The sequence below is a fragment of the Colwellia sp. BRX10-4 genome (assembly GCF_014077465.1).
In the GTDB taxonomy this organism is placed as follows: domain Bacteria; phylum Pseudomonadota; class Gammaproteobacteria; order Enterobacterales; family Alteromonadaceae; genus Colwellia_A.
Genome location: NZ_JACGVZ010000034.1, coordinates 17,194 through 30,186, shown reverse-complemented (window position 1 = coordinate 30,186; position 12,993 = coordinate 17,194). Strand labels below are relative to the sequence as shown.

Below are 12,993 nucleotides of genomic sequence, written 5' to 3'. Positions count from 1 at the left end.
CCAATTACTTATAGTTCAGTGAAATATGCCTAACAAGCCATTCAAGCAGGACTTTTAACAGTTGGCTAGGTTCCGCTTCGCTTCACATTTTAGCCAACAATTAAAAGCCTCTTAATGGGGCGTTAGAAGCCTTTAGGAATTTATGCCTCGTCGTCGAGAGTTGAAAGGAATCACAATTAATTTTGCCAAACTATTAAGTGGGCGAAATAATGATTATTTAGGGTACTGGGCAGTAGGTCAATTATCCTTGTTGGCACAAAGAAATAGTGTTGAATCCATAAATTTAGATTTATTAACCTTAAGCAATAGTCTTGGCTCGCCTCAGACGTTGGAAATGTTCCAACAAATGAAAGCCGAACTAAATAGATTACTTGAGGCACAGAAGATTCCATGTGTATGGGTTAAATCTGTTACAGTCGAGTTTAGTTTCAATCAAGAGTACCAAGAAAAATATCACTACTGGCGCTCTGCATTAGGTAAACATTATTTGGTTGCAGTCGAAATCGAGACTGATTTAGGTTATATAAATAAGGCATTGGAAGGTGGTAATGTAAATCCACACGATCCAAGCAAAGAACATCGGAGTAATCGGCTTCTAACAAGTCACTCAAAAGGACTAAAAACAGTTGGCTAGGTTCGCTGCGCTCACTATTTTAGCCAACAATTTTTAGCCTCTTAGTGAGGCGTTAGGTTTACACAAATGTTCGAGTCTGGTTTTAGAATGCTCCATACTTATATGACATTACTTAGTATTGCTGTATTTAGCATTTGGATTATGATTATTGTTTTTATTATTGGGGTAGCGCTCGAAATAGATAAAATTTTGGTAAACCCAATATTTTACATCCCACTTTCTGTTTGGTTATGTAGTGCTTCTATCGCTTTTACACTTTGTGTCTTTATTAAGTGCCATTACTGTAATAAACGATTGGCAGTGATTACTAAAAGTGATCATCAAGTTAAAAATAAGCATTGGGTTTTATGGTTTTTAAAAGAGTTACCACCCCAAATTAAATGTGAGCATTGTGGTGTTCTGTACCAAGGTACACCTAACAAGCCACTCAAGCAGGACAAATAACAGTTGGTTTTGTTCGCTTCGCTCTCTATTTTAACCAACTATTATTTGCCTCTTAGTGGGGCGTTAGGGTGTCAATGTTACGTAAGTTCTCTATTCACATAATAGCTTTGATTTTTTGCTCACTGACGCCAACGTTATTGGTTGTTGCATATTTCATAATTGGTGCATTTTTTACTTCATCATTAGATTCAGTTGGTCAGCAGCTTCTTAGTATGTCTATGTTTATTACATTTGTTGCAGCAGGCCACGCTATTATTTTGGGTTTGCCAACTTCTATTATAGTTAAATGTTATATGGGTTTTACCTACAAAGTAGCTGCTCTGTGCGGTTTTCTGGTTGGGTTTCTTCCTATAGCCATATTCACTTGGCCCTTGCAATATGGTTTAGGTTCATCTTCAACAATAAATGGTGTCCAAACGTTGGTTAATGGAATTCCTACAATGGCGGGTTGGTTATCTTACATTCAAGGTGCTGTAATCTTTGGTTTTCTTGGTTTAGTAAGTGCATTGGTGTATAACTATTTAATAATTGTGCAAGAACACCCTAACAAGCAAATCAACAAGGACACGTAACAGTTGGCTACGTTTCGCTTCGCTACACAATTTTAGCCAACCATTACTTAGCCTGTTATTTGGGCGTTAGGCATCTTGGAGTTACTCGTGACAACAATTAAAATTCTATTTACTTTACTAGTTCTTACTTGTCTTTCTGCCTGTAAAGAGAAAGATTCTGTGGATTGCTGGAGTTCACTTGACAGTATTAAGTCCAATCGGATATCAGGGAATCTTGAACTTGCATTTAACCAAATATCAGAACTTTCAATATGTCTAGATTCTTCTAAATCAGAAAAAGGAATGCGCTTTTATTACCATCTTGGTTGGCTACAGCATGATTCGGGAGACTATAAAAAAGCAATAGAATCCTATAGCAAGGGGCTAGAGTTCCAATCAGATTATGCTTTTGCATTTTGGAGAAGAGGGTTGGCATATGAACAACTCGGTGATGTTGAAAAATCTATTGCAGATTACAAAAACGCTGTTCAAATCGGCAAGGCAACTTTACCAAACTTTAGTGATGTATTAGAAGATTACCCAGATGTAAAATTAAACCTAGGCCCATATGTACAGTAGGTCAATGCTAAGTCGTTAAAGCAGGACAAAAAACAGTTGGCTTTTGCTCCTTCGTCGCTATTTTAGCCAACAATTTTTTGCCTGTTAATTGGGCGTTATCGATACAAAAACTAATCTGAATTCAATTCTAGCCAGTAAGTGCTAATGTCCGCTGTGTGGCATAAGTGGATGTTGTAGAGAACGTTTAAATCTCATTTTTCTGTTTTATCATTGTTTAAGAAGTAATTGTGTTTAAATTAGAATGAATGATTCATTGTGTATAATGAAGTTGAAGTGTTAGCTAAGATAGAGCACAATTATATTTTTGCTTTATCTACCGCTAACAAATCTCAATATTTGTGACGTAGTTTAAACAAATTTCCATCAAACTTGTCGCAAATCACAGTTTAAAATTTGAGATTTCTTTCTATATCCCTTTAAAATCAATATATATAAATCTCATTATTTTCTGCGATCAACAAATCTTGTCGGGAATGAGAATATTCGCGGTATTCTCATTTAGGGGGAGATTCTCATTTATATACATCAATTGAGATCATAATTTCATTCCCTGCTTGTAATGCTCTAGAGCCAATAGCAGATGACCCTAAAGTCAGTCAAATTAACCTATTTTCAGGTAGTCATTTTCTTTAGCTCTAACTTTTATTCTGGTGTTTAAATAACCTTTGCTCTAGAAATGCAAGTCATTACTTGGTTCTATGCAATTCAGTTGAAGTATATTTTAAACTACTATATACGATAGTGTTATCAACAACATCAAAACCATAGCTGTCGCTAAATGGGTGTGTTTCTATTATTTTTTTTGGTTGATTAATATTCGATATGTTCAATACTTCTGTATTATTTGGAATTTGGTATAACTTGCCATTGTTAATTTTTGTATCACGATTAACCGGGTGATTAATTTGACCAATATACGTAGGTAGCTGCATATCTGAAAGCATGAGCTTAATTGTTGTTTGATGAAGCTTTCTTTCGTTATCTACTAGGAATATCTCTACTTCTTTATGATTATCTATCAAAATGCTTTGCCAATGACTTGCTAGTGTTTTTAGCGCTTCACCCTTTTGGTTGTAAAATGTAATAAGTGACTGATCAACGTCATGGTGAGTAACGGCAATCACATCTTTGCTTACCCAAACGGCTGATCGAACTCTGTTGTCGAGGTGAATTGTGCTTGGCTTTGATGTATTAGGCGTTTTTTTCAATTCGAAAATGTGTACTCGGTTTGCTTCTGTTGCTAATAACTTCGTGTCATCAAAAGAAATATCTAAATTACCGAATACTTTGTAGTTTTCGAATGCCGATATTGCTCGGGGGCTATTGTCACCTTGCTGAACGTAAATTTGCGCTTGTCCATCTCTTTTTCAAACAAAGGCAAGTGCAGGTTCGCGGTGAAACAGCTTAGGTAACATGTCGTATACCGTCGAATTATTAATTGAATACTCGCTCTTTGTTAACCAATCAATGCTGAAGTTTCTGATATTAGTTCGATAGATTAAATTTTTGCCATCAGGGATCCGTGCCATATCACAGCATAGATACTCACTTGAGCTTATTGTTATGGCTGGCTTTTGTTTTTTTACCGAATTTATTGCCATTAGTTTCTGAGCTGGTGGAGGTGTTGTGTAAAAAACACCTTCACCATCATGTTGCCATATAGCGTTACGAACAATAGCTGCAAACGTATGGTAGTGCCTTTGTGCATAGTTTTCTATATTCAGTTGGTAAAGCGATGATGAGTCATCATAATTCTTAGACAGCAGTAATATGCGGGTTTGCTGGGGGTTAATATCGAGTCGGCTTAAGATAGCGTTGTCATTTATATTAAGTGGTACTTGTTCAATACCGGGTTTAAAGAAGTTGAAGCTATAAAGCGCGGGGTTATTATGTCCAGATGATTTTGCAATCATAAAGAACTGGTTGTTTTTTATGGCGGCTATATCATAAATTCGCCAATTATTTATGTTGACCATGCTTTGGCTTAATAAGTGAAGTTTGTTAGCAACTACTTGCCCGCGCATTATCTGCTTTTTACCTTTGTTGCGCACCAACAATACAATTTCATTACTATTTTCCCATTGAACTATTTGGTCAATATGTTCAAAGCTGTGCAGTATTTCGCTTAACTCGTTGCTGTTAAGTGCTTTTATCCATAATTTATCTATACCGGCTTGGCGTGTTAAAAAGGTTAAGGTTTTTCCATTTTGGGCAATAAAAGGTGAAAATTTATTTCCAGCCATGCGCGTTAATGTCTGTATATCGGTGGCATTTTCTTTATCAATCGCGGTGTTTGAAAACAAATACTTCCAGCTAAGCAGCGATAAAACGATCACAGCAATGACGAGAGAAAAAGTTAATAGGTGAAACTTAGCAGACAATTTTTTGAGCGATGAATTTGGCAAATTAGTTTTAGCATTGCGCTGTGAATTGTTTTTTTGATGACTTTCCGATTGAGTTACGGGACAAATAAAACGATAACCTAACTTAGGCACGGTTTGAATAAATGTTGGAGATTTCGCGTTATCATTTAAAGATTTACGTAAACTGGCAATTAATTTATTGAGAGTGTTTTCACTTACGATCGAGTTTTTCCAAATTTCTGTTAGTAGCTCTTCACGTGAAATTACCCGATCAGTATTCACACAAAAGAAACATAGTACTTCGAACATTTTTGGATCAATTGAGATAACTTGTTCTTGGTAAAATAATTCTACGGTGTCGATTGATAATCGAAATTGACCAAAATAATACTGCATTTTCACGCTACTCAGAATTTTTCTAAGAGTATATTGCCACCTAACTGATATCAATACCATGGCCAGCGTTTTTAGTTTTTACCTGTTTCGTGCAAAAACCAACCAATGCCACATATTTACCACTATATTTTCACCCTTTATTCATTACTTAAGGCAGTAGAACCCTTAACTTGTATTGCAATTAAACACGATTATCAGGAAAACAAATGAACATTCTAAAAATTATATTAATAACATTATGTTTTTGCCTATCTATAGTAAATTCGAACGCTAACGCGCAAACGATAACTTATGGTGATGGTGAGTTATTTCAAGGAAAATATGGCAAGTTGTATTTTGAAGCGGAGGGACAAGGAACACCTGTAGTCTTAATTAATGGTGGGCCAGGAGCGGGTCATGCAGTTTTCTTAGGTTGGTTTGATTTTCTACTGAAGAATGGTTACCAAGTTGTCTACTTTGACGAAACGGGACGAGGTCGAGCCACAAGGGAAGTAGTAGGTAAAGCGTTAACTCCCCAAATGGGCGTAGATGATTTAGAAAGTTTGCGACTGCACTTAAAAGCAGACAAGTTAATTTTATTAGCTCACTCTTATGGTGGTATTCAAGGACTGCAATATGCGTTGCAATACCCACAGCACGTAGAAAAATTGATTATGGTTGACGCTTCCTATGATGCGAAAAGCCATCAAATGAATATTGACCATGTAAAGCACGTTACTAAAACTAAATATCCAGAACGTTGGGAGCAGGTATTAACCTTAAGAGCAAACAAGGTAAAATCAACTGACAATCGTTATAGCAAATTGTTGTCTGTTGGCTCTGATATGTATTGGTATGATCTAAAAAAGCGTAAAACAATGCGTAAAGTACGCACCGGTGACAAACGCGATGGCTCAAATATCCAAGTTTATTTTGACATTATTGGTGATGATCCTGAATGGCAAGTAAATGGCACTTTGTCAGGATTACAAGTTGAGTCAAAGCTGAAAGCGTTTAATGTACCCACTTTAATTATTGGTGGTCGACATGACAAAATTACCACACCTGAAATAGTACATCGACTTTATTCTATGATGCCAAAAAATATCGCGATTAAGGTGATGTTTGAAAAAAGTGGTCACTGGCCTTGGGTAGAAGAAACGGAGAAATTTGAATTAAGCATTACAACATTTTTAACGAATGCACCCAATGAATCATTAACGAAATAATTACCTAAGCAATAGCGTCAATAGAGCAGGAGTTTACCTTATGAAGAACAATAAATTCAGTTTGTTAGCCGTACTCATGGCAACATTATTTAGCACAACCAGTATCGCTTTACAGCAAAAGCAATTGGCTGATTTTGCCCTTGATGAACTTAAAGCATCGGCCAATCTCGTTGGGCTATCAGCAGCATCTTACAATCAGAAAGGTGAAAAGTGGTCACGGTATGTAGGTTATGCAGATAAAAGTGCCAAGCTTACCCTTTCTGTAAAAACAGAGTTTCGTTATGCCAGTGTTTCAAAATTTGTCACTACAGGTTTATTGGCAAAGTTAGTGAGCGAGGGGAAAGTAGATTTAGATGAAAGTATTTATACGTATATTCCTGACTTTCCCAAAAAGCAGTATGACTTTACTATTAGGCAGCTGGTGACGCATACGGCGGGGATCCCACACTATCAAGCCTTACATGACTTTAATATTGATTACAGCTCAACGCCTTATACAAGTGTACAACAAGGAGTGAGCTTATTTGAAAATAGATCATTATTGCATAAGCCTGGCAATGAATATCATTATTCTAGTTTTGCGTTCAACTTATTATCATTAATAATTGAAAATGCAGGTAAAAAACCTTTTCTTGAACAATTGACTGATATGACATCAATGTTAGATACAGATTCAATAAAAGCTGAACATTTTGACGCGCCAAACAACAATTGGTCAAAGCTTTACAATAGTAACGGTGATAGCCTTAATCGCAATAATATTGGCTATAAATGGGCGGGTGGTGGTTTAATTGGCACGGCAGCTGATCTTGCTAAATTTGGTGTGTCGCTGCTAAATGATGACACGATTAGTACACAAACCTTGCAGCAATTTAACATCCCTCAAACGTTTGATAATGGTGATGAAATTAAAGTGTCTCGTAGTTTTATGGGGGTTGGTTGGCGCATCAAGGAAAATCGTTTTGGTCAACAGCACTTTCATCATTCAGGTAGCATAACTGGCGCACGTTCGCATGTAAGTGTTTTCCCGAAAAGCAATGAAAGTATGGTTCTACTGACCAATACCCCTTGGGTTGTTGCTTTAGATGAAACCGCTGCCAGTTTGCAAATCTTAATTAATGCTCAGCCTGAGAAAAAGTGTCAGCTAACGCAAGCACATTTTGGTAATAAAACATCAAGAGTAAACCTCTCTTTTACTGAAAAAGATGGCATGTGTATCGCTGATATTAAATTAGGTAAAAAATTAACGAACACTCTTGCAGGTAATACAGATAAAACAAAATTTAGTTTAATGATGACAACTGATGACAAAGTTGCCCTTATTACGCCAATTGGTATATTTCAGGGGACAATGAACGACAATAAACTGAGTTTAGAAATACTTGCTAAGTTGCATGAGTTTATAATCAAAGATCCCACAAGCTAAGGCAAAATCTGGCAGTAAAGCAGCTATTAATAAATGATGTTTTACTAGCTATTATGCAAAAAATAGCATTTCCGTTTTTAAATAGATAAAAGTGATTGCTGATGCATCTGCCAATACTTTTAAAGTAGCGCCTGAGGAAATTCTCATTTAGGTCGAGAATTGACGAAAAAAATAATTATCATATACCACGCTAAGTGTTTGATTTCACATTGCCTCGATTCTCATTCCCGATGAGATTAACCATTAGTGGTTATGTGTGAGTCGTCACAAATAATAAGAAATGCGTCACACGATTAGAAAATTTAACATTTAAGTTACACTTGAGATTATTTTTGTAACTCGACAATGATCCAATAAGGTCAGCAAAGATACGAAAGCTGACGTTAGCCTTGGCTTCACTAACAACAAAGCCAACATTGCGGTTATTCGCCTTTTTAAAAATTAGATAAAATAGACTATTAGTACTATGCCGTTATCGCCCCAAAGCGGGTTGCATTTGATACACGGTTAATTGAACGTTCGGATTTTATCCGCCTAATTAACTTACATTTGATAATAGATAAACAGTATAAGCAGAAATGCATGGCCATACGCCCTTTAAATCACTGAACAGTTCACCCTTAGCTATAAAGTCATGAGAATTATTCATCAATCAATGAAATAAAACCATTTTTATTCATCAAATTAATCAAGTATAAAATACACACTTCTTAATTCTAAACAAGATTACAGTCGATTCCTAAATATATTACGAGGGAAGAAATAAAAAACTGTGATGGAAAATTTAGTTAGAGAAAAAAGTTTAAGTTTTTACACTAAATTGGGTAACAGATCGCCATGAATAAAAATTTTACATTCACTATTAAAAACATTCTTCTCGATGAAAACTATCAACCTTCAGACAATACACGTATTACAACCAACTTTGCTAATTTGGCTAGAGGAGAGAGCCGGCAACAGAACTTGAGGAACGCTTTAAAGATGATCGACAATAGTTTTAATGCTTTAGCGTATTGGGATAATCCCAGAGGCGATCGTTATTCTGTCGAGCTTGAAATCATTTCTGTTGATATGAATATTGAGGGCAGTGACCAAACCTTCCCATCTATTGAAGTATTGAAAACGAATATTGTTGATCATCAAACTAATGAACGCATTGAAGGCATTGTAGGGAATAACTTTTCTTCTTATGTGCGAGATTATGATTTTAGTGTATTGCTAGGTGAGCATAATAAAGGTCAAAGCAAATTTAGCATTCCAGATGATTTTGGCGTTCTACATGGCAAACTATTTAAACATTTTGTCAACTCAACTATTTATAAACAGCATTTTAATAAGTCACCTGTTATCTGTCTGAGTGTTTCGGATAACAAGACTTATAATCGAACTCAAAACCAACATCCTTTATTAGGTTTTGAATATTTGCCCAATGAATCATCTTTGACTGAGCAATACTTTAAAAAAATGGGCTTACAGGTTCGTTATTTTATGCCGCCTAACAGTGTTGCGCCTTTGGCTTTCTTCTTCTTTGGCGATTTACTTAATGATTACAGTAACCTTGAGCTTATAAGTACCATCAGCACGATGGAAACGTTTCAAAAGATTTACCGACCTGAAATTTATAATGCGAATGCTGTTGCAGGGAATTGCTATCAACCAAATTTGAAGAATCTGGATCATTCATTAACCCAAATTGTTTATGATCGAGAAGAGCGCAGTATGTTGGCCATCAAGCAAGGGAGATTTGCTGAAGAGCATTTTATCAAACCATATCAAACCATGCTTGAGCAGTGGTCTGCTAATTACGCTATTTAATTAACTCAAAGGTACAACACATTTATTATGAAAACACATATTTTGAAAGCACATGTTCCGAAAACCCTAGGCCAGAAAATATTACTACCCACTTCAACGGCAGGCAGTTTACCTAAGCCCTCGTGGCTTGCAAAACCAGAAGCGCTATGGTCACCGTGGAAATTACAGGGTCAAGAATTAATTGACGGAAAACACGATGCGTTACGTGTGTCATTGCAAGAGCAGCAACAAGCAGGTATTGATATTGTCAGTGATGGTGAGCAAACACGCCAACATTTTGTTACTACGTTTATTGAGCACCTGACCGGCGTTGATTTTGAGAATCGCAAAACCGTTAAGATTCGTGATCGTTATGACGCGAGTGTACCGACAGTGATTGGTGCAGTTTCTCGACCAAAGCCGGTGTTTGTTGAAGATGCAAAGCTTTTACGCCAGCAAACTAATAAACCTATTAAATGGGCTTTGCCAGGCCCAATGACGATGATAGATACACTTTATGATGACCATTATCAAAGTCGCGAAAAGCTCGCATGGGAATTTGCTAAAATCCTTAATCAAGAAGCCAGAGACTTAGAAGCCGCGGGTGTTGATATTATTCAATTTGATGAGCCTGCATTTAATGTGTTTTTTGATGAGGTTAATGATTGGGGGATTGCTTGTTTAGAGAGAGCAATCGAAGGGCTTAAGTGTGAAACCGCTGTGCATATTTGCTATGGTTATGGCATTAAAGCCAACACAGATTGGAAAAAAACGTTGGGGTCTGAGTGGCGACAATATGAAGAAGCTTTTCCAAAACTGCAAAAATCTAATATCGATATTATCTCGCTCGAATGTCATAACTCCCATGTTCCAATGGAGCTACTTGAACTTATTCGAGGTAAAAAAGTGATGGTAGGTGCCATTGATGTGGCAACTGATAGCATTGAAACACCTGAGGAAGTCGCCAGTACCCTACGAGAAGCACTCAAGTATGTAGATGCTGACAAGCTCTATCCTTGCACTAACTGCGGTATGGCTCCTTTGTCTCGTGATGTAGCAAGGGGAAAACTAAAGGCTTTAAGTGCAGGCACAGAAATCGTCCGAAGAGAACTTTCCACCCGTAACTTATGAATAACCATGAGTAACAAGTCAATAACTAAGCATTAACGAAGAGGTATATTAATTTTACCCAAGTTACTTTTGATGGTTAAAAATAATAGAGTCATACTGTTTGCAATTACCTCTTGAATTGATAGTAAGGTCTTTGTGGTTCTTAAAACAATAAAAAAGAAAAATAGAAGTAGTATCTAATGAGTATCATTGAATTGATAACAAATAATATCTCTACCTTTTTGGCATTGGCTGGCACGGGTGTATTCGCAGGAATTTTAGCTGGTTTGTTAGGTGTAGGTGGCGGTATTGTCATCGTACCTGTGCTGTTTTTCTTGTTCCAGAGCTTTGGCGTGTCATCAGAATCCGCGATGCTTGTTGCAACAGCAACCTCACTGGCTACCATAGTACCAACGTCGATTAGTTCAATACGTTCTCACAACCAAAAAGGTAATGTTGATTTTGCCCTACTCAAGCGTTGGGCTCTATTTATTCTTATAGGTGTCATGGGTGGTAGTTGGTTAGTGACTCGCGTTGACGGTACTATACTTACTATGATGTTTGGGATGATAGCGGTTTTATCGGCACTAAATATGTTATTCAGAACTGGAAAATCCGCTCTGTATCAAAAATTTCCTGGTAAAGCAGGACAAGCAGTAATAAGCACATTCATTGGTTTTTTCAGTTCAATGGTTGGGATTGGCGGCGGCACTATTTCAGTTCCACTACTGACCCTGTATAGCTATCCGACTCACAAGGCAGTTGGCACAGCTGCGACAATAGGATTAATTATTTCGTTACCCGCTACGCTCACAATGCTGACTTTGGGTAGTACACCAAGCGATGCGCCAGCTGGTACATTTGGCTTGGTCAATATATTTGGCTTTCTTTGTATTGTGCCGCTAACGGTATTATTCGCACCGGTAGGGGTATCACTGGCCGCAAAATTAGATGCGGTAAAACTCAAAAGAATCTTTTCCTTAGTATTACTATTGACTGGCTTACGTATGTTGGTGCAACTTCTCTTATAAACTTTGTTTCTATCCAAATGGTAAATTATTCGATTGATGAATAAGAATAATATGACTTCATCAATCGATGAATTTAGTTCATCATCAAAGCTAGAAGTTCATCATTAAAGCTAAATATAGGAGTTAACCGATGTTAGAAAGGATCCATTTAGAAATACTCACTGCAATCAAAGATCATGGAACCCTAACTAAAGCGGCTAATTCGTTGCACTTATCCCAATCTGCGTTAAGTCACAGTATCAAAAAACTAGAGGGGCAGCTTGCTACTCAGATATGGAAAAAAGATGGTCGAAACTTACGCCTTACACTTGCTGGAGAGCGCATTCAAACGCTTGCTAATAGAGTATTGCCTCAGTTTTTACACACGGAATTATTATTAAATCAAATTTCCAAAGGTGAGATGGGTGCATTACGAATAGGAATGGAGTGTCATCCGTGTTATCAATGGCTACTCAGGGTTATACAGCCATATCTAGAGCAGTGGCCTGACATTGATATGGATGTGAAACAAGAGTTTCAGTTTGGGGCTTTAGGTGCATTACTTAGCTACGAAATAGATGTACTTATTACACCTGATCCGCTTTTTAAGCCTAAAATAGACTACATACCTGTTTTTGAATATGAACATAGACTGGTAGTTTCCGAGTCTCACAAACTGGCACAACAAGATTTTGTGTTACCGGAGCAACTAAGCGATGAAAACCTATTTAGTTACCCTGTAGAGCCACTTAGACTCGACATTTTTAGTCAATTTCTTAACCCTGCAAAGTGTTCAGTAAAGAAACATAAATACATTGAAACAACTGAGATCATGTTGCAAATGGTCGCTGCTGGCAGAGGTATTTGTGCCTTGCCCGGCTGGCTAGTGGATGAATACTCAAAATCAATGCCTATCAAAAGTATTCGCTTTGGAAAGAAAGGAATTAGTAAACAGATTTTCGTCGGTATCCGCAAGGACGAACAAAAAATTGATTACCTAAGTGATTTTATTGCTCAAGCTAAAAAAACAAAATGATCAATGAGTGTAGCTTTGAGGGATCGTTTTGAAGTGTCCTTCATAACTTTAAATTACCCGTAGACTAACCATATAATAGACTTTAAGGGAGTTTCGAGTAAAATCAATGTCTATAATGTGCATAAATCAGCCCCACAATAAAGCATTAAATTTTGACTAGCGTTGCCATAAATATGATCATGATTCCACAAAAGCGAATGTCAGCAATAGGCTCTGAACTGGCGTTAGTAACTAAAAAGCTAACTTCCGCTTTTGGCTATCAGTTGACCTAAGGAATAAACAGTAGTTAACGTCAACAATTCCGACTTTCCTGACTGCAATACCAAAATATCATCACAGTAGGAAACTGACAGTTCGCGGTTGGTAGGTCATATAAGGCGTCTTTTTTGTTGCGGAAAACTTAATAAAGTATTTATTGAAAACAGTCTAACAGAGTCTACTT

12 protein-coding genes are annotated in these 12,993 nt (G+C 37.0%); 10 read left to right on the top strand and 2 right to left on the bottom strand.

The features are described 5' to 3' along the window. The first annotated feature begins 142 nt into the window (after positions 1-142). From H4J67_RS18235 to H4J67_RS21100, 4 genes are all read left to right on the top strand, one after another. On the top strand, positions 143-634 hold the full coding sequence (locus H4J67_RS18235) for a hypothetical protein (RefSeq protein WP_182204614.1): 492 nt from the start codon (positions 143-145) through the stop codon (positions 632-634). Between the two features lie 87 nt (positions 635-721). Next, a complete protein-coding gene (locus H4J67_RS18230; RefSeq protein ID WP_182204613.1) occupies positions 722-1,078 on the top strand; it encodes a hypothetical protein in 357 nt (118 codons plus the stop codon). A gap of 68 nt (positions 1,079-1,146) precedes the next feature. Further along, complete coding sequence (locus H4J67_RS18225) at positions 1,147-1,650, top strand: hypothetical protein (protein WP_182204612.1); 504 nt, start codon at positions 1,147-1,149, stop codon at positions 1,648-1,650. A gap of 87 nt (positions 1,651-1,737) precedes the next feature. Next, on the top strand, positions 1,738-2,208 hold the full coding sequence (locus H4J67_RS21100) for a tetratricopeptide repeat protein (protein ID WP_182204611.1): 471 nt from the start codon (positions 1,738-1,740) through the stop codon (positions 2,206-2,208). Positions 2,209-2,894: 686 nt separating this feature from the next. Here H4J67_RS21100 and H4J67_RS18215 read toward each other — a convergent pair. Together H4J67_RS18215 and H4J67_RS18210 are read right to left on the bottom strand one after the other, a co-directional pair. Continuing rightward, a complete protein-coding gene (locus tag H4J67_RS18215; RefSeq protein ID WP_182204610.1) occupies positions 2,895-3,416 on the bottom strand; it encodes a hypothetical protein in 522 nt (173 codons plus the stop codon). A 159-nt stretch (positions 3,417-3,575) separates the two neighbouring features. Beyond that, entirely contained in the window at positions 3,576-4,967 is a 1,392-nt protein-coding gene (locus H4J67_RS18210) for a winged helix-turn-helix domain-containing protein (protein ID WP_182204609.1), read from the bottom strand. 206 nt (positions 4,968-5,173) lie between these two features. On the opposite strand from H4J67_RS18210, the gene H4J67_RS18205 reads away from it, so the two are divergent. The 6 genes from H4J67_RS18205 (at position 5,174) to H4J67_RS18180 (ending at position 12,551) form a co-directional block, all read left to right on the top strand. Next, complete coding sequence (locus tag H4J67_RS18205; RefSeq protein WP_182175214.1) at positions 5,174-6,175, top strand: alpha/beta fold hydrolase; 1,002 nt, start codon at positions 5,174-5,176, stop codon at positions 6,173-6,175. Between the two features lie 40 nt (positions 6,176-6,215). Then, positions 6,216-7,601 (top strand): serine hydrolase, encoded by a 1,386-nt coding sequence (locus H4J67_RS18200; protein WP_182204607.1) that lies wholly within the window; start codon positions 6,216-6,218, stop codon positions 7,599-7,601. An 837-nt stretch (positions 7,602-8,438) separates the two neighbouring features. Continuing rightward, positions 8,439-9,416, top strand: coding sequence for a DUF1852 domain-containing protein (locus H4J67_RS18195; RefSeq protein ID WP_182204605.1), 978 nt, complete (start codon positions 8,439-8,441; stop codon positions 9,414-9,416). A 27-nt stretch (positions 9,417-9,443) separates the two neighbouring features. Continuing rightward, positions 9,444-10,526, top strand: a complete 1,083-nt coding sequence (locus H4J67_RS18190; RefSeq protein WP_182204604.1) for a methionine synthase — start codon at positions 9,444-9,446, stop codon at positions 10,524-10,526. Between the two features lie 179 nt (positions 10,527-10,705). Next, a complete protein-coding gene (locus H4J67_RS18185) occupies positions 10,706-11,536 on the top strand; it encodes a sulfite exporter TauE/SafE family protein (protein WP_182175226.1) in 831 nt (276 codons plus the stop codon). Positions 11,537-11,666: 130 nt separating this feature from the next. Next, positions 11,667-12,551 (top strand): LysR family transcriptional regulator, encoded by an 885-nt coding sequence (locus tag H4J67_RS18180; protein WP_182175229.1) that lies wholly within the window; start codon positions 11,667-11,669, stop codon positions 12,549-12,551. The last annotated feature ends 442 nt before the right edge of the window (positions 12,552-12,993 follow it).